Below are 19450 nucleotides of genomic sequence, written 5' to 3'. Positions count from 1 at the left end.
GCGTGTCAAGTGCGGGATCAGCCGTTCTGGGGAGTGCCGCCCGCGCCGCCGGCCAGGGCGCTCTTGGCCTTCCACTCGTCCCAGGACAGGTTCCACTCGCCGTAGCCGTTGCCGATCTCGGCCTTGCCCTTGGAGCCGTCGCCGGTGACCTCGACCAGGTCGCCGACCTGGGCCATGGCGAACAGTGCCTTCGCGTCGGAGTCGCTCATCCCCACGCAGCCGGAACTGGCATTGGCTCGGCCGAAGTTGCCCGTGTTCCACGGTGCGGCGTGGATGTACATGCCCGACCAGGTCACCCGCATCGAGTAGTCGACCATCTTGTCGTAGGAGTCGCCCAGGCCCACCGTCTGGGAGTCCATCCGGATGGTGCCCTCCTTGCTCATCAGCACCATCTTCCCGGACCAGGAGGCCTTCTGGCCGCCGGGCGTGCCCGCCGAGACCGGGATGGTCTTCACCGCCTGGCCGTCCTCGGTCACCGTCATCTTCTTGGTGTCGAGGTTCACCTGGAGCCGGCGGTCCTTGCCGATCTTGAACTCGGTGTTGTAGTCCTTGACGAACATTCCGCCGCCCTGGCCCGAGTCCACCCCGTTGAGGTTCATCTCGACCTTCACGTCGGTGCCGGACTTCCAGTACTCCTTCGGCCGCCAGTCCACCCGGTCGTTGCCGGTGTAGTCCTTGAACCAGCCCCAGGAGCCCTCGGTGTTGTTCGAGGTGGTGACCTTCAGGTGCTTCTCGACCTCGGCCTTGTTCTTCACCGGGTTGTCGAAGACGATCGAGACCGGCTGGGCGATGCCCACCACGGGGTTGGCCTTGCCCGGGTTGATCGTGACCTTGTTCACCTTGTCCGCGGCGGCCGTCTTGAACTGGGCGCTCGCGCTCTGGCTGTCGCTGTTCTGGGCCTCGACCTTGTAGTCCGTGCCCGGCGAGGCGTTGCGCTCGGACGTCCAGGACTTGCCGTCGTCGGCTATCTTCCCGGGCAGTTCACCGCCCTTGCCGTCGGACACCTTCACGAGGGACAGCTTCCCCTCGGCGAGGGTCACCTTCACCGGCTCGCCGGGCTTGGCCTGATCGCCCGTGAGGTTCACGGATATCGCCATGTCCGGCTTCTTCTTCATCTCCGCCGCGCCGGACCCGCTCCCGCCGTCCTTCCCGCTGCCCGAGCCGCCCCCGCAGGCGGTCAGCGCGGCGGCCATGAGTGCGGTCCCGGCCAGCATGGCGTGGCGGCTGCGTGCGATACGGCGTGTGCGGCTCAACGAAAACCCCTCCAAGTAATGATCGTCCGCAAAAGGAGATGCGAACGGCACGACTGTAGGTTGCGTAATCCGCCGAAAAGATCCGACTTTCGGTTGTGACGTGCACCGCAGCGAAACGGTCATCGTCCGGTCACAATCGCCGCGCACTTCGGTCATGGACACCTGTGAGAGTCCCGTGCATCCCGCATCCGCATCCCGGGTTCCCGGGCGTACAGGAAGGCCGATCCGTCGTGTGCGCACTGCTCGTGACCCCCGCCCAGCGACACCAGTCCCCGGACCAGGAGCTGAGCGTGCGTCCGCTGTCCGTTCCGGAATACCAGGCCTTCCTTTCCAAGAACCGGAACGCGAGCTTTCTCCAGTACCCGTCCTGGGCCGGGGTGAAGGACCTTTGGCGCTCGGAAAGGGTCGGATGGCACTACCCCGACGGGGAAATAGCCGGTGCCGGACAGGTCCTGTACCGCCAATTCCCGGGCACCCGCAAATACTTCGCCTACCTCCCCGAGGGGCCCGTCGCGGACTGGTCCGACCCCGACGTCGACCGGTGGCTGGAGCCCTTCAAGCGCCATCTGCGCGCGGCCGGCGCCTTCGCCGTCCGGATCGGGCCCACGCCCGCCTACCGCCGCTGGGACGCCGCCGCCGTCAAGTCGGGCACCGGAGCGGGCCGGCAGATCTCCGACGTGCTCGCCACCGAGGTCGACCCCGTCGGCGCCGCCCTCGCCGACCGGCTGCGCACCCGCGGCTGGAAGCGCTGCGGCGGCGAGGACGACGGCGACGCCCAGCCGCGTCACGTCTTCCGCGTGCCCCTCGCCGGCCGCTCCGTCGACGAGCTGTGGTCGGGCCTCAACCAGGAGTGGCGGCGCAACGTGCGCAAGGCCGAGAAGTGCGGCGTGGAGACGATCCTCGGCACCGCCGCCGACCTGCCCGAGTTCTACCGGCTGCTGCGCATCACCGAGGAGCGCGACGGCTTCCGGCTCGGCCGCTCACTCGCGTACTACCAGCAGCAGTACGAGGTCCTCAACGCCGAGTCGCCCGGGCGGATGCGCCTCTACCTGGGCATCCACCAGGGCGAGATCCTCGCCGCGCACACCATGATCGTGGCCGGGCGCCGGGTCTGGTACCAGACCGGCGCCTCCGCCGACCACCGCCGCGAGGTCCGCCCCAGCAACGCCCTGCAGTGGCGCATGATGCGGGACGCCCACATCCTCGGAGCGGACGAATACGACATGCGCGGGGTACCCTCCACCCTTGACCCCGACGAACGTACTTTCGGGCTGCTGCGCTGGAAGCTCGGCACCGGCGGGCAGGTCGTCGAAACGCTCGGCGAGTGGGAGACCCCGATGGACGGATACGCCAACACGGCGCTCCACAAGGCGTTCCAGGCCTACCTGGCCCGCCGGTGACGGCCACCGACACCAGACCGCCGAACGGTCCGTCCGCCGAGGGCACGTCCGCCGAACGCACGTCCGCCGAAGGCACCGCGGAGCCGGCACCGGGGAAGGCGTCCGTGCTGCGCAGCGGTGCGCTCATGGCGGCCGGCTCGATCGTCTCCCGCGCCACCGGCTTCGTCCGCTCCGCCGTCGTCGTCGCCGCGCTCGGCACCGGGCTGCTCGGGGACAGCTACGCCGTCTCCAACACCGTCCCGAACATCCTGTACATGCTGCTCATCGGCGGCGCGCTCAACGCCGTCTTCGTGCCCGAGCTGGTCCGGGCGGCCAAGGAGCACCAGGACGGCGGGGCCGCCTACACCGACCGGCTGCTGACCGCCTGCACCACCGCCCTGGTCGTGCTCACCGCCGCCGCGGTCCTCGCGGCCCCGCTCATCGTCTCGGCGTACACCGACTACACCGGGAGCCAGGCGAGCACCACCGTGGCCCTGGCCCGCTACTGCCTCCCGCAGATCCTCTTCTACGGGCTGTTCACCCTGCTCGGCCAGGTGCTGAACGCGCGCGGCAGGTTCGGCGCGATGATGTGGACCCCGGTCCTCAACAACATCGTGATCATCGGCGTCTTCGGGCTGTTCCTCGTGGTCTCCCGGGGCGGTCAAGGAGGTGCGGACGGCCTGACGGCCGGCGAGACCCGCCTCCTCGGCCTCGGCACCACCGCCGGCATCGTCATCCAGGCCCTCGCCCTGGTCCCCTCGCTGCGCGCCGCCCGCTTCCGCTGGCGCCCCCGGTTCGACTGGCGCGGCAGCGGCCTCGCCCGCCCGCTGCGCAACGCGGGCTGGCTGGTCATGCTGGTCTTCACCAACCAGATCGGCTACTGGGTCGTGACCCGGCTCTCCACCGCCACCGGCCAGCGCGCCGTGGATGCCGGCCTCGCGGGAGGCGCCGGCTACACGGCCTACAGCAACGCCTACCAGCTGTGGATCGTCCCGCAGGGCATCATCACCGTCTCCCTGGTCACCGCCCTGATGCCACGGATGAGCGGTGCCGCCTCCGACGGCGACCTCGCCTCGGTCCGCCGGGACGTCTCGTACGCGCTGCGCTCCAGCGCGGCCCTGGTCGTCCCCGCCACCTTCGTGTTCCTCGCCCTCGCCCCGTGGGTGATGGGCAGCGTCTTCGGGTACGGGCGCACCACCGCCGCCGACACCGACGCGATGGCCGGCATGCTGATGGCCTTCGCGCCCGGCCTGATCGCCTTCTCCGGCCAGTACGTCCTCTCGCGCGGGTTCTACGCCCTCTCCGACACCCGGACCCCGTTCTTCCTGAACCTGGTCATCGCCGCCCTGAACGGCGGGCTGTCGCTCACCGCGTACCTGCTGCTGCCGCCGCGCTGGGCCGTCACCGGCATGGCCTGCGCCTACTCCGTCGCACTGTTCGCGGGCCTCGCGGTCACCGCGTACACCCTCGCCCGGCGGCTCGGCCCGCGCGCGGGAACCCGTACCGAGCGACGCACCACCGCGGTCCGCACCCACCTGCGGCTGCTGGCCGCCTGCCTGCCGGCGGCCGCTGCCGCATACGCGGCCGCCCGGGCCGCCGACGGCCTCGGCGACTTCGCCGCGGTCGGCGCGGGAACCGCGGCCCTCGCGCTCGTCGTCGTCCTGCTCGCCAGGCCGCTGCGCCTCACGGAAATCACCGACCTGCTGGACTCCCTGCGGCGGAAAATCGGCCGTTAGCAGGAGAGCAAGCCCTCAACCACCTTGGACAATGACCGGATGCCACGCGTACTGCTGATCGAGGACGACCCTTCCGTCAGGGAAGGAGTGGGCCTCGGCCTGCGCCGCCGCGGTCACGAGGTGAGCGCCGCCGAGACCGGCGAGGCGGGCCTCGCGCTGATGGGCAGCTTCCTTCCGGAGCTGGTGCTCCTCGACCTCATGCTGCCCGGGATGAACGGCGTACAGGTCTGCCGCCGCATCCGCGAGACCAGCCAGCTCCCGATCATCATGCTGACCGCCCGCGGCGACGATTTCGACATAGTCGTCGGCCTCGAGGCCGGCGCCGACGACTACATCGTCAAACCCGCCCGCACCGAGGTCATCGAGGCCCGCATCAAGGCCGTGCTGCGCCGGCTCGGCGCCCCTTCGGGCAGCCGTCCCGAGGTCGAGTTCCACGGCGAGCTCGCCATCGACCGCGCCGGCCTGACCGTCGCCAAGAACGGCGAACGCGTCCCCCTCGCCCCCAGCGAGATCAAACTCCTGCTGCACCTGTCCGCCTCCCCGGAGCAGGTCTTCTCCCGCCAACAGCTCCTCGAGTACGTGTGGGACCACAGCTACCACGCCGACGCGCGGCTCGTGGACGCCTGCGTACGCCGGCTGCGCACCAAGGTCGAGGACCCCGACGCCAGCCCCCGCTACATCCAGACCGTGCGCGGCTTCGGCTACCGCTTCGGACCGCTGTGAGGCGCATCGCGCCGCTCGGGCTGCGCACCCGGCTGATCGCGGCCTTCCTGCTGGTCGCCGCGATCAGCGCGGTGACCACGGCCGCGCTGACCTACCAGCAGGCCCGCACGGCGGTCCTCAAGCAGAGCCAGGACACCGCGGTCATCACCCTGCGCGACCTCGTGGGCAGCCAGCCCCTCGACCTGCCGCTGGACCAGGCGCAGCTCCAGCGCATCGTCAACGAGGTGGGCAAAAAGGGCAAACCGAATCCGTGGAACGTCTTCGCCGAGTACGGCACCCTGCGGGCCTCCAGCACCACCGCGCCCACCTCCACCGTCGTGACCGAGCAGCTCCGCCGCCAGGTGACGGCCCATCCGCACGGCGCCTTCCAGCGCGTGACCGACGCCTCCGGCACCCCCTACCTCACCGTCGGCATGCCGGCCGTCTTCCTCCACAACGAGACCCGGGAACCCACCGGCCTGGTCATCTTCGCGACGATGCGCCTGACCACCGAGGGGAAGACGGTCGAGGCCATGGTCGAAGCCGCCAAACGCGGCGCCGTCCCCGGCCTGGCCATCGCCGTCGTCCCCGCCCTGCTCGCCGCGCGCAGCGTGCTGCGCCCCGTACGGGACATGCGGCGCGCCGCCCAGCACCTGGGCCGCGGCCGCCTCGACACCCGCATCGAGGTCCGCGGCGCCGACGAACTCGCCGGACTCGCCCGTACCTTCAACGAGACCGCCCGCGCCCTCGAACAGTCCGTGAACGAACTGCGGGAGGCCGAGATCCGGGCCCGCCGCTTCGCCTCCGACGTCTCCCACGAGCTGCGCACCCCGCTGTCGGGGATGCTCGCCGTCACCGAGGTCCTGGACGAGGACGCCGAGCGGCTGGACCCCGACACGGCCGCCGCCGTGCGCCTGGTCAGCGCCGAAACCGGCAAGCTCGCCGTCCTCGTCGAGGACCTCATGGAGATCTCCCGCTTCGACGCCCGCGCCGCCGAGCTCAACCTCGACGACGTGGACATCGCCGAGGCCGTGCGCAAGACCCTCGAGCTCCGCCACTGGGACGACGAGCGGGTGGTCACCGACCTGCCGCGGCAGGTCCGCGCCCGGCTCGACCCGCGCCGCTTCGACGTGGTCCTCGCCAACCTCGTCGGCAACGCCCTCAGGCACGGCGGCGCCCCGGTCCACGTCGGTGTGCGCACCGAACGGCGGCCCGGCGGCCCCCGGCTCCTGATCGAAGTCGCCGACAGCGGGCCCGGCATCGCCCCCGACGTGCTGCCGCACATCTTCGACCGGTTCTTCAAGGCCGACGCCGCCCGTACCCGCTCCGCGGGCAGCGGCCTCGGCCTCGCCATCAGCCTGGAGAACGTCCGGCTGCACGGCGGTACCCTGCGCGCCGCGAACGGACCCACCGGGGGAGCGGTGTTCACCCTCGACATGCCCCTCGAGGCCGGCGCATGACCCGGGTACGGACGGCCGCGGCCGCCGGCGCCGCCCTGCTGCTGGGCGGACTGCTGCTCACCGGCTGCGGGATCAAGCCCACCGGGGTCATCGAGAGCGGCGACGCCGCGAAGGTGGTCTTTCCCGACCCCCACACCAAGGGGACGGTGTACTTCGTGACGTCCGACGGGCGGCTCTTCCCCGTACCCGAGCGGGAGCAGCCCGCGGAGTCGCCGGTATCCGTCCTCATGCGGCTGCTCATCGGCCCCCTCGACAAGGAGAAGGCCGCAGGCCTGGAGACCCGGGTGCCCGCGCCGGCCGACAGGAAGCCCCCCTTCGGCCTCTCGTCGAGCATCGTGTCCGAGGAGACCATGGAGGTCCGGCTGCCGTTCGCGGTCGCGGGCCTGTCCGAGACGGCCCGCCGTCAGCTCGTCTGCACGGCGGCCTCCGTCGACCCGCGGTACGCGGTGGTCCTGCGCGGCCCGGACACCTCGGCCGCACCCGCCCACTGCAACCTCGGGAACTGACCCGCTGCCACCTCGGGAACCGATCACCCCTTGCGGGACGGCCGGTACTCCCGCCACCGTGGCCCCATGGATCCCGCCGCGTACGTGCCCGACGTCTTCGACCCCCGGATCTACGGCGCCGGGATCCCGTACGAGAGCTACCGGCTGCTGCGGGACCGGCACCCGGTCGCCTGGCAGGCCGAGCCGGAGATCCAGGGCTGGCCCGCCGGCCCCGGCTTCTGGGCCGTCACCCGGCACGCCGACGTGGTCAGGGTGCTGCGCGACCACGCCACGTACTCCTCCTGGCTCGGCGCGACGCAGATCCGCGACCCCGACCCGGCCGACCTGCCGTTCCTGCGGCGCACCATGCTCAACCAGGACCCGCGCCGCAGCGCCGGCGACCACGGGCGGCTGCGCCGGCTGGTCTCCCGCGCCTTCACCCCCGCCCGTGTCGACGCCTTCGCCGGCCGGGTCCGCGAACGGGCCCGCACCCTGCTCGCCACCGCCCGCGCGAAGGCCGAGGACGGCGCCGCCGACCTGGTCCGCACGGTCACCGACGAGTACGCGCTGCTCAACCTGACCGACCTGCTGGGCGTCCCGGCCGCCGACCGGGGCCTGCTGCTGGAGTGGACCGTACGGATCATCGGCTACCAGGACCCCGAGGACGCGCCCGCGCCCCTGCGCGGCCCCGACGGAAAGCCCCTCAACCCGCGCTCCCCGGCGCTGCTCGGCGAGATGTTCTCGTACGCCCGGGAACTGGCGGCCCACAAGCACGCGCACCCCGGCGACGACGTCATGACCGCGCTCGCCGAGGCCGGACTGGACCCGGCCGAACTGGAGATGTTCTTCTTCCTGCTCACCGTCGCCGGCAACGACACCGTTCGCAGCGCCGCCCCCGGCGGGCTGCTGGCCCTGGCCCGCGACCCGGACGCGTACCGGCTGCTCGCCGAGGGGCGGACCCCGCTGCACACCGCGGTGGACGAACTGCTGCGCGTCCAGCCGCCGGTGCTCAGCTTCCGCCGCACGGCCGCCGTCGACACCGAGCTCGCCGGGCAGCCGATCCGCGCCGGGGACAAGGTGGTGGTCTTCCACGCCTCCGCCAACCACGACGAGCGCGCCTTCACCGACCCCGGGCGCCTCGACCTCGCCCGGACGCCCAACCCGCACGTCTCCTTCGGGGACGGCCCGCACGTCTGCCTCGGCGCCCACTTCGCCCGGCTCCAGCTGCGCGTGCTCTACGAGGAGTGGCGCGCGGCCATGCCGGCCCCGGAACTCGCGGGCCCGCCGCGCCGGCTGGTGTCGAACTTCATCAACGGGATCACGCGGCTGCCGCTGCGGGTGTCCGGGCCGGCCGGGTGACGTCCGCCAGCAGTTCGACCACGTCCGGGCCGTACGCGTCGGAGTTGTTGACCTTCAGCACCACGCAGAAGGAGTCCCCGCGGTAGCGGCGCGCCAGGTCCTTGTGGTGGCGGGCCAGGTAGCGGGCGCCCGCCTGGTTGCTGATCGCGGTCTGCCCGGAGACCAGGAACACCGGCCGGCTCCCGGGTCCGGTCGTCAGCCGGGCCAGCAGCACATGGTCGATCTGGCCCTTCTGCCAGCGGTACGTCTCCTCGCCGACGCGGATCGCCCCGCGGTCCGGACCCGGCTCCGTAGACACGTCGACACGGACGCCCGGCAGCATGGAGGCCAGGTGCGCCGCCGTCCGGGCATTGGACACCGGCCCGCCCACGCAGAACTCGGCGCGCTCGCCGAAGCCTTGCCTGACCGAGTCGTGGGAGACGATCTGGAGATTGGCCCCGCAGTCCTTGATCAGGGCGGATATCTCCAGCAGCGCGAACGCGTCATTGCGGTGCACCGACCCTTCGGTGCCACCCATCTGCCGGTTGACCACGAACAGGCAGTCGGAGCCGGTGGGCAGGCCGAAGAAGGCCTGCTTGCGGCGCAGCGTACGGCGCCACAGATAGGTCCGGGTGAACCAGCCGAAGCCGCCGCTGATGGCGGTGGCCACCACGCCGAGCACGATGTTGCGCACGTCTTCGTTCATGGGCCGGATGCTAGCCCGCACCGGGTCTTCCTGACGCGGGGGGTGCGGTGAAGTTAAAGTGCCGAGTTCAGGCCTGTCCGGTGGGGTCCGACAGGCCGTCGACTGGAGGTTCGGATGCGTCGTTCCGCCACACGTCAGTTAGCGCTCGTCGCCCTCGCCGGAGCGCTGGTGTCCACCGGCGCCGCCGCCCCGCCGTCCGAGGCGGCGGCGTCCGGAGGTGGCCACCCCGCCAAGGTCCCGGTCGCCGCCGGCTACGGCGGGGCCGTCGCCAGTGTCGACGCCGACGCCTCCGCCGCCGGCATCGCGGTCCTGCGGTCCGGCGGCAACGCCGTGGACGCCGCCGTCGCGACCGCGGCCGCGCTCGGGGTGACCGAGCCGTACTCGGCCGGCATCGGCGGAGGCGGCTACTTCGTCTACTACGACGCCAAGTCCCGCCGGGTGCAGACCATCGACGGCCGCGAGACCGCCCCCGCCACGGCCACCGCCGGCCTCTTCCAGGAGAACGGCGTCCCCATCCCCTTCGAGCAGGGCCAGACCAGCGGCCGCTCCGTCGGCGTCCCCGGCACCCCGGCCACCTGGAAGAGCGCCCTCGACGCCTGGGGCACGCGCCCGCTCGGCCACCTCCTGAAGCCCGCCGAGAAGCTGGCGCGCGACGGGTTCACCGTCGACCCGACCTTCCGGGCCCAGACGGAGCTCAACCAGGACCGCTTCAAGGACTTCCCGGACACCAGGAAGCTCTTCCTGCCGGGCGGCGCCCTGCCGGTGGTCGGCTCCACTTTCAAGAACCCGGACCTGGCGGCCACGTACGCGGAACTCGCCCGCAAGGGCACGGGCGCGCTCTACCGGGGCCCGATCGCCGAGGACATCGTCCGGGCCGTCCGCAAGCCCCCCGTGGACCCGGCCGCCACCCGGATCGTCCGCTCGGGAGATCTGACCACCGGCGACCTGCGCGCGTACGAGACCAAGCGCCAGGCCCCGACCCAGGTGAGCTACCGGGGCCTCGACGTGTACAGCATGGCGCCCTCGTCCTCGGGCGGCACCACCGTCGGCGAGGCGCTCAACATCCTCGAGCGCACCGACCTGTCGAAGCTGTCCGAGACCCAGTACCTGCACCGGTTCATCGAGGCCTCGCGGATCTCGTTCGCCGACCGTGGCCGCTGGGTCGGCGACCCGGCCGCCGAGAACGTGCCCACGCGGGAGCTGCTCTCGCAGCGGTTCGCCGACTCGCGCGGCTGCCTGATCGCCCCGGACCGGACGCTGACCAGCCCGCTGGCCCCCGGCGACCCGCGTCACCCGGCGGCCTGCGGCGGCTTGGGCCAAGCCGCCCCGACCACCTACGAGGGGGAGAACACCACGCACCTGACGGTCGCCGACCGCTGGGGCAACGTCGTCTCGTACACCCTGACCATCGAGTCCACCGGCGGCAGCGCGATCACCGTCCCGGGCCGGGGGTTCCTGCTGAACAACGAGCTGACCGACTTCTCCTTCGCCCCGGCGGCCCCCGGCGTCCCGGACCCGAACCTGCCCGGCCCCGGCAAGCGGCCGCGCTCGTCCATGTCCCCGACCATCGTGCTGGAGCACGGGCGTCCGGTGCTCGCGGTGGGCTCCCCGGGCGGGGCCACCATCATCACCACCGTCCTGCAGACCCTGATCGGACACCTGGACCGGGGGCTGCCGCTGGTCGACGCCATCGCGGCGCCGCGGGCCAGCCAGCGCAACCAGACCACCACCGAGCTGGAGCCGGGCCTGTGGAACAGCCCGCTGCGGGCCGGGCTGGAGGCGCTGGGCCAGAGGTTCCGGCAGAACCCGGAGATCGGCGCGGCGACCGGGGTCCAGCGGCTCCCGGACGGGCGCTGGCTGGCCGCCGCCGAGACGAGCCGACGGGGCGGGGGCTCGGCGATGGTGGTCCACCCGCACGGCAAGCCGTAGGCGTCACAGAGTGGTGAGGATCCTCGGGCCGTCGGCGGTGATCGCGACCGTGTGCTCCGCATGCGCGGCGCGGCTGCCGTCGACGCTCCGCAGGGTCCAGCCGTCCCCGTCGCACCGGTAGTCGTCCGTACCGCCCGCGATCAGCATCGGCTCGATCGCGAGCACCATGCCGGGGCGCAGCTTCATACCGCGCCCCGGCCGGCCCTCGTTGGGCACGCCGGGGTCCTCGTGCATGCTGCGGCCGATGCCGTGGCCGCCGAACCCGTCCGGGACGCCGTAGCCGGCGGCGCGGCAGACGGTGCCGACGGCGTACGCGATGTCCCCGATCCGGTTGCCGGGCCGTGCGGCGGCCGTGCCGGCCGCGAGGGCCGCCTCGGCGGTCTCGATCAGCCGCAGGTCCGCCGGGCGCGGCCGGCCGACGGTGAAGCTGACCGCCGCGTCCCCGACCCAGCCGCCGAGCTTCGCCCCGCAGTCGATGCTGACCAGGTCCCCGTCGCGGAGCCGGTAGCCGCCGGGGATGCCGTGCACGATCGCGTCGTTGACCGAGGTGCAGATCACCCCCGGGAAGGGCACCGGCGCGAACTCCGGCCGGTAGCCGAGGAACGGCGAGCTCGCGCCGGCCCCGGCCAGTACCCCGCGGGCCACCTCGTCCAGGTGCAGCAGGGACACCCCGACCCGGGCGGCCTGCCGTACGGCGGCCAGGGCCTGGGCGACGACCCGGCCCGGGGCGCGCATTGCTTCGATCGACTCTTCCGTCTTCAGTTCCACCATGCCAATAACTATACCGGTATATCTATCCCGGTATAACTTTCACGGGATAGTTATTGGGGGAGCGGGTAGGATGCGGGCATGGTCCGCACCCCCCTCACCCCCGAAGAGCGCGAACGCGGCGAGCGCCTGGGCGCACTGCTGCGCGAGGCCCGCGGCCGCCGCAGCATGGTCGAGGTCGCGGCGAGCGCCGGGCTGTCCGCCGAGACCCTCCGCAAGATCGAGACCGGACGGGCGCCGACCCCGGCGTTCTTCACCGTGGCCGCCGTGGCCGAGGCGCTCGGGCTGTCCCTGGACGAGGTACTGCGCCGCTGCGCGTTCGTCCCCGCCTGACACCGTTCCGGGCCGGGTCGGCCCCGGACCCGGCCCGCGGACCTGCGGGTTCTTTCGGGCGGGCCCGGCGGGCCGAACGGCCCAATCGCTGGTGGGAGCGGCCGGGCGCGGGGCAGGCGTGAAGGCGTGTCAGCCTCGAACGCTTCCACACGACTCGTTTTCGGACTCCTCGGCGCCCTCCTGGCGGCGGGTCTGCTGCTCGCCGTCTGCGCGGCGCCGGAGGGCCGGGCCGATGCCAGGTTTCCGGCTGACGCGACCCTGCGCGAAGCCGGCGCCGGCCACCCCGCGGACACCCCTTAGGCTCCGCGGATGACTCTCGATGAGCTGGACCGGGGCAAGTACGTCAGCCTCACCACGTTCCGCAAGGACGGCACGCCCGTCGCGACGCCCGTGTGGGCGGTGGCGGACGGCGGTGAGCTGTACGTCTGGACGCGCACCGACTCCTGGAAGGTGAAGCGGATCCGCAACAACGGGCGGGTCACGGTCAGCCCCTGCGACGTGCGGGGGCGGGTCGCGGAGGGGGCGCCCGTGCTGGTGGGCGAGGCGCGGCTGCTGGACGAGGCCGGGCTGAAGCGGGTGCGCAAGCTGATGCTGCGGAAGTACACCTGGCAGTTCTGGGGGCTGGACGTGCCGGCGGCGGTGTTCCGGCTCGGGAAGCGCCCGCACACCGCGATCGCCGTCAAGCTTTGAGACTCCCGTAGCCCGCCCGTAACACCGGTGGGATCCAATGCCGGCATGGAGACCGCGACTTCACTGGTGATCGGTCAACTCTCGGGGTACTTGCGCGGGTTGACGCAAAGGCTCGATCCGGGGGCAGGTTGGTACGGGGAGTTCCTGCGCCGGGATCCGGAGGGTCTGCGGGCCTGTCTGGACGGGGCCGCGATGCCGCCGTGGGACGTGGTGGAATCGCTGCTCGGCGACCTCGCGGAGGCCAGGGGCGCCGAGTCCGCGCAGCGGGAGACGCAGTACGCGGCCCGGCTGCGGGCCGCGGCCGTCGCGGTGTGGGACCGGCTGCCGGGCGGCGCGGAGGAACTGCGGACCCTGCTGGCTTCGGCCGCCGACCAGCGGGCCGTCTCGGAGGCGGCGACCCGCACCCTGACGGCCCGCCTGGCGACGACGACGGACCGCACCGAGGCGGAAACGCTGACCCGGGAACTCGCCTGGACGCGCGACGACGCAGCCAGGGCGGCCGCCCGCCAGCAGGACCTGACCTCCCGCCTGACGGCCTTGTCGACGCCCGCCCCCGACCCCGCCCCGTCCGGGCAGCCCGCCTCCGGCCGGGGCGGCGGCGCCCGGTCCGTCGAAGCCGAAGCCGAAGCCGAGGCCGAAGCCACGGATCCGGCCCGGGCGCCCGGGGCGTGGGCCGGGGCCGGGGACGGCGGGCCGTTGCCCGGGGTGCCGCGGCAGCGGGAGGCGGGGGAGGGCCGGGAGGCGGAACCGCCCGTCGGGCGGGCCGAGGGGCGGTGGCTGCGCGGGGCACGGCGGGCCGGCGGCGCCCGTTACGCGGGCGCCGCGGCCCCCGCCGCCCCCACCCCGCCCGCCGCGCTCCCCGGCGCGGCCGCCGTGCCACCCCGCGGCGCCCGCTTCGGCCGCCCCGACCCAGGACCCCTCGCTCCCCGCGGCACCATCGGCCGAGCCCGGTTCGCCCCGCCGCGGCCGGATGCCCCGGCCGTCGGCGAGGACCCCTTCTCGCCTGAGGGTCCCGACGCGCAACTGCCCGACGTCGCCGACAGCCTCGCGCCGCCGGAGCGGAAGGCGCAGTCCGCCGGGCCGGAGGCGGCCCTGCAAGGCGGTGGGATTGCGGGCGTGGTCGGGCAGTTGGGGGCCTTGCGGGCCCAGGGGCGGAGTGGGGAGGCGCACGCGGTGCTCTGCGAGGCCGCCGCCGGGCCCGCCGAGTGGCTGCCCGGGTGGGCCGCCGAGCTGGTGCGCGCCGGGCTCGGTGCGGACTGGGCCACGCTGCTGTGGGAGGCGGCCTCGCTCCCGCCCGAGCGGCTCGCCGCGGCCGCCGCCGCCCTCGGCGAGGCCGGCCGGCACGCCGACTGCGAGACCCTGCTGCGCCAGGGCGCGGCCCGCCCCGCCGCCGAGATCGCCGACGCCGCCCTGGCCCTGGCCGCCGCCGGCCGGACCCACGAGGCCGACGCCCTCCTCGGCGCCTTCGTCAAGGTCCGCACCGCGGAGGAGGCGGTACGGCTCGCCCGCCGCGATCCGCAGTGGTTCACTCCCCGGCTGCTCCGGGCCGCCGAGGCCCTCTCCGGCACCCATCACCGTGACCTCGTACACGCCCTGCGGGTTGCGAAACCGCCCGTCCACTGAGCGGATTCGACCGTCCGTTGTCCTACCTTGATCGACTCACCCAACCGTGCACGGCGGTCTTGCCCCGCGGTGTGACGAGGCCTACGTTCTACTCCCTACACATACCGTCTACGTGCGTAGAACTCGGCGTTCCCGTCGCGAGGAGCAGCTCATGGCCCAAGTCGTCCGCGCCGCACTCGTCCAGGCCACCTGGACCGGAGACACCGAGTCGATGATCGCCAAACACGAGGAGCACGCCCGCCGGGCCGCCGCCCAGGGCGCGCAGATCATCGGCTTCCAGGAGGTGTTCAACGCCCCGTACTTCTGCCAGGTCCAGGATCCCGAGCACTACCGCTGGGCCGAGCCCGTCCCCGACGGCCCCACCGTCCAGCGCATGCAGGCGCTCGCCCGCGAGACCGGCATGGTCATCGTCGTACCGGTCTTCGAGCTCGAGTCCGAGGGCTTCTACTACAACACCGCCGCCGTCATCGACGCCGACGGCAGCTACCTCGGCAAGTACCGCAAACACCACATCCCCCAGGTCAAGGGCTTCTGGGAGAAGTACTACTTCCGTCCGGGCAACCTCGGCTGGCCCGTTTTCGACACCGCCGTCGGCCGCGTCGGCGTCTACATCTGCTACGACCGCCACTTCCCTGAGGGCTGGCGCGCCCTGGGCCTGGCCGGCGCGCAGCTGGTGTACAACCCCTCCGCCACCCACCGCGGCCTGTCCTCCTACCTCTGGAAGCTGGAACAGCCCGCCGCGGCCGTCGCCAACGAGTACTTCGTCGCCGCGATCAACCGCGTCGGCCAGGAGGAGTACGGCGACAACGACTTCTACGGCACCAGCTACTTCGTCGACCCCCGTGGCCAGTTCGTCGGAGAGGTCGCCAGCGGCAAGGACGAGGAACTCCTCGTCCGGGAGCTCGACTTCGACCTGATCAAGGAGGTCCGCGACCAGTGGGCCTTCTACCGCGACCGCCGCCCCGACGCCTACGGAGGGCTCGTACAGCCTTGACTCCTCCCCTGAAGGAGGGTTCCTGGCTCACGCCGCCTTGTGGACCGGCGGTCCAACAGGTCCTGCACACCGCCTGGAGTCCGAGCGTGACGCCGCTGTGGCCGACGCCGCACGCCGATGGCGACCGGTGGCTCCCTGTCCTGCCCCACACGGGCCCCATTCCTCCCCGGCCCAGCGGCCGGGGTATCCCCGGAGGTAGCCGGTGACCGACCCGATCCCCCTGCACAGCCGCCACCAGGCCGTCATGCCCGACTGGCTCGCGCTCTACTACCGCCGCCCCCTCGAGCTCACGCACGGCGAGGGCCGCCACGTCTGGGACGCCGACGGCAACCGCTACCTCGACTTCTTCGGCGGCATCCTCACCACGATGACCGCCCACGCCCTGCCCGAGGTCACCAAGGCCGTCTCCGAGCAGGCCGGCCGGCTCATCCACTCCTCCACCCTGTACCTCAACCGCCCGATGATCGAGCTGGCCGAGCGGGTCGCCGCCCTGTCCGGCATTCCCGAGGCACGGGTCTTCTTCACCACCTCCGGCACCGAGGCCAACGACACCGCCCTGCTGCTCGCGACCGCGTACCGCCGCTCCAACCAGATCCTGGCGATGCGCAACAGCTACCACGGCCGGTCCTTCTCCGCCGTCGGCATCACCGGCAACCGCGGCTGGTCCCCGACCAGCCTTTCGCCGCTCCAGACGTACTACGTCCACGGCGCCGTGCGCACCCGCGGACCCTTCGCGCACCTGAACGACGCCGAGTTCACCGCGGCCGCCGTCGCCGACCTCGAGGACGTGCTCGGCCAGGCCCGCGGAGGCGTCGCCGCCCTCATCGCGGAGCCCATCCAGGGCGTCGGCGGGTTCACCGCCCCGCCGGACGGGCTGTACGGGGCCTTCCGCCGGGTCCTCGACCGGCACGGCATCCTCTGGATCAGCGACGAGGTGCAGACCGGCTGGGGCCGCACGGGCGAGCACTTCTGGGGCTGGCAGGCCCACGCCCAGAACGGGCCGCCGGACATCCTCACCTTCGCCAAGGGCATCGGCAACGGCATGTCCATCGGCGGGGTCGTGGCCCGCGCCGAGGTGATGAACTGCATCGACACCAACTCCATCTCCACCTTCGGCGGTTCCCCGGTCACGATGGCGGCCGGCGTGGCCAACCTCGCCTACCTGCTGGAGCACGACCTGCAGGGCAACGCCCGCCGCGTCGGCGGCCTGCTCCTGGAGCGGCTGCGCGCCATCGCCGCCACCGTGCCCGCCGTACGGGAGGTCCGCGGCCGGGGCCTGATGGCCGGGCTGGAGCTGACGAAACCCGGCACCGGCGAGGCCGACCCGGACGCGGCCGCCGCCGTCCTGGAGGCCGCCCGCGAAGGCGGCCTGCTGCTCGGCAAGGGCGGCGGGTACAACACCAGCGTGCTGCGCATCGCGCCGCCGCTGTCCCTCACCGTCGCCGAGGCGGAAGAGGGCGCCGAGATCCTCGAACGGGCCCTGCACAGCATCGTGTGACCGGGAGGCGCCGCACATGTCCATCCGCACCCTCATCCGCGGCGGCCTCGTCATCACGGCCGCCGACGAGCTCCATGCCGACGTCCTGGTCGAGGACGGCCGGGTGGCCGCCCTCGCGGCCCACGGCTCGGCGGCTGCCGAGGCCTGGACCGCCGAACGTACGATCGACGCGAGCGGGAAGTACGTCATCCCCGGCGGGGTCGACGCCCACACCCACATGGAGCTGCCCTTCGGCGGGACCGCCGCCTCGGACACCTTCGAGACCGGCACCCGGGCCGCCGCCTGGGGCGGCACCACCACCATCGTCGACTTCGCCGTGCAGAGCATGGGCCAGGCCCTGCGCCAGGGGCTCGACACCTGGTACGACAAGGCCGACGGCAAGTGCTCCATCGACTACGCCTTCCACATGATCCTCTCGGACGTCAACGAGGGGACCCTGAAGGAGATGGACCACCTGATCGGGGAGGGCGTCACCTCCTTCAAGCTGTTCATGGCCTACCCCGGCGTCTTCTACAGCGACGACGGGCAGATCCTGCGCGCCATGCAGCGGGCCTCCGGCAACGGCGGGCTGATCATGATGCACGCCGAGAACGGCATCGCGATCGACGTCCTGGTCGAACAGGCCCTGGCCCGCGGGGAGACCGATCCCCGCCACCACGGCGAGGTCCGCAAGGTCCTCCTCGAAGCCGAGGCCACGCACCGGGCGATCCAGCTCGCGCGCGTGGCGGGCTCCCCGCTGTACGTGGTCCACGTCTCGGCGCAGGAGGCGGTCGCCGAGCTCGCCGCCGCCCGCGACAAGGGCCTGCCGGTGTTCGGGGAAACCTGCCCGCAGTACCTGTTCCTGTCCACCGACAACCTCGAAGAGCCCGATTTCCAGGGCGCCAAGTACGTCTGCTCCACCCCGCTGCGGCCGCGCGAGCACCAGGCCGCCCTCTGGCGGGGCCTGCGGACCGACGACCTCCAGGTGGTCTCCACCGACCACTGCCCGTTCTGCTTCCGCGGCCAGAAGGAGCTCGGCCGCGGCGACTTCTCGAAGATCCCGAACGGGCTGCCGGGCGTGGAGAACCGCATGGATCTCCTCCACCAGGCCGTCCTGGACGGGCACATCAGCCGCCGCCGCTGGATCGAGATCGCCTGCGCGAGCCCGGCCCGGATGTTCGGCCTCTACCCCCAGAAGGGCACCATCGCGCCGGGTTCCGACGCCGACATCGTCCTCTACGATCCGCACGCCGAGCAGGTCATCTCCGCCGAGACGCACCACATGAACGTGGACTACTCGGCGTACGAGGGCAAGCGGATCACCGGGCGCGTCGACACCGTGCTCTCGCGCGGCGAACTCGTCATCGACCGGCGCGAGTACACCGGCCGGGCCGGCCACGGGGTGTACATCCCCCGCTCCACCTGCCAGTACCTCTAAGGAACCGTGATGGACTTCGGCCTCGTCCTCCAGACCGACCCGCCCGCCTCCCAGGTGATCAGCCTCATGAAGCGGGCCGAGCGCAACGGCTTCCGCTACGGCTGGACCTTCGACTCCGCCGTGCTGTGGCAGGAGCCGTTCGTCATCTACAGCCAGATCCTCGCGAACACGCAGAAGCTGCACATCGGTCCGATGGTCACCAACCCGGGCACCCGCACCTGGGAGGTGACCGCCTCCACCTTCGCCACCCTCAACGACATGTACGGCAACCGCACGGTGTGCGGGATCGGCCGCGGCGACTCCGCGATGCGGGTCGCCGGGCGCAGACCGAACACCCTGGCCCGGCTCGGGGAGGCCATCGACGTCATCCGGGACCTCGCGGAGGGCCGGGAGGCCGAGGTCGACGGCAACCCGCTGCGGCTCCCCTGGATCCGGGACGGGAAGCTCCCCGTCTGGATGGCCGCGTACGGGCCGAAGGCGCTGGCCCTGGCCGGCGAAAAGGCCGACGGGTTCATCCTCCAGCTCGCCGACCCCTACCTCACCGAGTGGATGGTCGGCGCGGTCCGGGAGGCCGCCGAACGGGCCGGCCGCGACCCGGACGCGGTCACCGTCTGCGTGGCGGCGCCGGCGTACGTGGGGGAGGACCTGGCCCACGCCCGCGACCAGTGCCGCTGGTTCGGCGGGATGGTCGGCAACCACGTCGCCGACCTGGTCGGCCGCTACGGCGAGCACTCCGGCATGGTGCCGGACGCCCTGACCGAGTACATCAAGGCCCGCCAGGGCTACGACTACAGCCACCACGGCCGCGCCGGGAACCCGTCCGCCGACTTCGTGCCGGACGAGATCGTGGACCGCTTCTGCCTGCTCGGCCCGCCCGAGGCCCACATCGAGAAGCTGCGGACCCTGCGCGACCTGGGCGTCGACCAGTTCGCCGTGTACGACATGCACGACGCGAAGGAGGCCACCATCGACGCGTACGGGCAGCACGTGATCCCGGCGATCAACGGCTGACGGCTTTCCGGCCCGCGCCGGGGGAGCCACCCGCAAACGCCCCCTGCACCGCTGACGGTGCAGGGGGCGCCGTCATGTGTGAAGCGCACGACAATTGCTTTGTACTCGAGAGCGCCTGGATGTTTGAT

Annotated in this window: 18 protein-coding genes; 15 read left to right on the top strand and 3 right to left on the bottom strand. The window is 72.5% G+C overall.

The genetic code is table 11. From position 1 onward, the window contains the following. Positions 1–17: 17 nt before the first annotated feature. A complete protein-coding gene (locus IF09_RS0107055; RefSeq protein ID WP_037634227.1) occupies positions 18–1253 on the bottom strand; it encodes an Ig-like domain-containing protein in 1236 nt (411 codons plus the stop codon). A gap of 290 nt (positions 1254–1543) precedes the next feature. Here IF09_RS0107055 and IF09_RS0107050 point away from each other — a divergent pair, with 290 nt between their 5' ends. From IF09_RS0107050 to IF09_RS0107025, 6 genes are all read left to right on the top strand, one after another. Then, complete coding sequence (locus tag IF09_RS0107050; RefSeq protein ID WP_234320903.1) at positions 1544–2653, top strand: lipid II:glycine glycyltransferase FemX; 1110 nt, start codon at positions 1544–1546, stop codon at positions 2651–2653. Further along, positions 2650–4368 carry a murein biosynthesis integral membrane protein MurJ gene (murJ, locus tag IF09_RS0107045; RefSeq protein ID WP_051832159.1) on the top strand — a complete coding sequence of 573 codons (1719 nt, stop codon included), beginning with the start codon at positions 2650–2652 and terminating at the stop codon, positions 4366–4368. Before IF09_RS0107050 ends, murJ begins: the two co-directional genes overlap by 4 nt. Positions 4369–4407: 39 nt before the next feature. Next, entirely contained in the window at positions 4408–5091 is a 684-nt protein-coding gene (locus tag IF09_RS0107040; protein ID WP_030293023.1) for a response regulator transcription factor, read from the top strand. After that, the gene (locus tag IF09_RS0107035; RefSeq protein ID WP_030293021.1) at positions 5088–6530 is read left to right on the top strand and encodes a sensor histidine kinase; all 1443 of its coding nucleotides are present in this window, start codon (positions 5088–5090) and stop codon (positions 6528–6530) included. Before IF09_RS0107040 ends, IF09_RS0107035 begins: the two co-directional genes overlap by 4 nt. Continuing rightward, positions 6527–7036: a hypothetical protein gene (locus IF09_RS0107030; protein ID WP_030293019.1), complete on the top strand. Its 510-nt coding sequence runs from the start codon at positions 6527–6529 to the stop codon at positions 7034–7036. Before IF09_RS0107035 ends, IF09_RS0107030 begins: the two co-directional genes overlap by 4 nt. Before the next feature lie 66 nt (positions 7037–7102). Next, on the top strand, positions 7103–8374 hold the full coding sequence (locus IF09_RS0107025; protein WP_030293017.1) for a cytochrome P450: 1272 nt from the start codon (positions 7103–7105) through the stop codon (positions 8372–8374). On the opposite strand, the gene IF09_RS0107020 is transcribed toward IF09_RS0107025, so the two are convergent. Continuing rightward, the gene (locus IF09_RS0107020; RefSeq protein WP_030293015.1) at positions 8334–9059 is read right to left on the bottom strand and encodes a hypothetical protein; all 726 of its coding nucleotides are present in this window, start codon (positions 9057–9059) and stop codon (positions 8334–8336) included. The two genes, IF09_RS0107025 and IF09_RS0107020, sit on opposite strands and share 41 nt — an antisense overlap. Before the next feature lie 114 nt (positions 9060–9173). On the opposite strand from IF09_RS0107020, the gene ggt reads away from it, so the two are divergent. Beyond that, positions 9174–10988: a gamma-glutamyltransferase gene (gene ggt, locus IF09_RS0107015; RefSeq protein ID WP_030293013.1), complete on the top strand. Its 1815-nt coding sequence runs from the start codon at positions 9174–9176 to the stop codon at positions 10986–10988. Positions 10989–10991: 3 nt separating this feature from the next. Here the strand turns inward: ggt and map are convergent, their stop codons facing one another. Next, positions 10992–11759 carry a type I methionyl aminopeptidase gene (gene map / locus IF09_RS0107010; RefSeq protein ID WP_030293011.1) on the bottom strand — a complete coding sequence of 256 codons (768 nt, stop codon included), beginning with the start codon at positions 11757–11759 and terminating at the stop codon, positions 10992–10994. Between the two features lie 78 nt (positions 11760–11837). On the opposite strand from map, the gene IF09_RS0107005 reads away from it, so the two are divergent. The 8 genes from IF09_RS0107005 (at position 11838) to IF09_RS0106975 (ending at position 19322) form a co-directional block, all read left to right on the top strand. After that, positions 11838–12089, top strand: a complete 252-nt coding sequence (locus IF09_RS0107005) for a helix-turn-helix domain-containing protein (RefSeq protein WP_030293009.1) — start codon at positions 11838–11840, stop codon at positions 12087–12089. Positions 12090–12215: 126 nt separating this feature from the next. After that, positions 12216–12389 (top strand): hypothetical protein, encoded by a 174-nt coding sequence (locus IF09_RS45490; protein ID WP_158709918.1) that lies wholly within the window; start codon positions 12216–12218, stop codon positions 12387–12389. A gap of 9 nt (positions 12390–12398) precedes the next feature. Further along, the gene (locus IF09_RS0107000) at positions 12399–12779 is read left to right on the top strand and encodes a PPOX class F420-dependent oxidoreductase (protein WP_030293007.1); all 381 of its coding nucleotides are present in this window, start codon (positions 12399–12401) and stop codon (positions 12777–12779) included. A 45-nt stretch (positions 12780–12824) separates the two neighbouring features. Further along, the gene (locus tag IF09_RS0106995) at positions 12825–14402 is read left to right on the top strand and encodes a hypothetical protein (protein ID WP_030293005.1); all 1578 of its coding nucleotides are present in this window, start codon (positions 12825–12827) and stop codon (positions 14400–14402) included. Between the two features lie 151 nt (positions 14403–14553). After that, the gene (locus IF09_RS0106990) at positions 14554–15396 is read left to right on the top strand and encodes a nitrilase-related carbon-nitrogen hydrolase (protein WP_030293003.1); all 843 of its coding nucleotides are present in this window, start codon (positions 14554–14556) and stop codon (positions 15394–15396) included. A gap of 244 nt (positions 15397–15640) precedes the next feature. Further along, positions 15641–16894, top strand: coding sequence for an aspartate aminotransferase family protein (locus IF09_RS0106985; protein ID WP_030293001.1), 1254 nt, complete (start codon positions 15641–15643; stop codon positions 16892–16894). Between the two features lie 16 nt (positions 16895–16910). Continuing rightward, the gene (gene hydA, locus IF09_RS0106980) at positions 16911–18311 is read left to right on the top strand and encodes a dihydropyrimidinase (RefSeq protein ID WP_030292999.1); all 1401 of its coding nucleotides are present in this window, start codon (positions 16911–16913) and stop codon (positions 18309–18311) included. 9 nt (positions 18312–18320) lie between these two features. Beyond that, on the top strand, positions 18321–19322 hold the full coding sequence (locus IF09_RS0106975; RefSeq protein WP_030292997.1) for a TIGR03842 family LLM class F420-dependent oxidoreductase: 1002 nt from the start codon (positions 18321–18323) through the stop codon (positions 19320–19322). Positions 19323–19450 lie beyond the last annotated feature (128 nt).

Origin of the sequence: Streptomyces katrae (assembly GCF_000717655.1) — a bacterium.
GTDB lineage: Bacteria > Actinomycetota > Actinomycetes > Streptomycetales > Streptomycetaceae > Streptomyces > Streptomyces katrae_B.
This window is presented reverse-complemented; position numbering and strand designations above follow the sequence as displayed.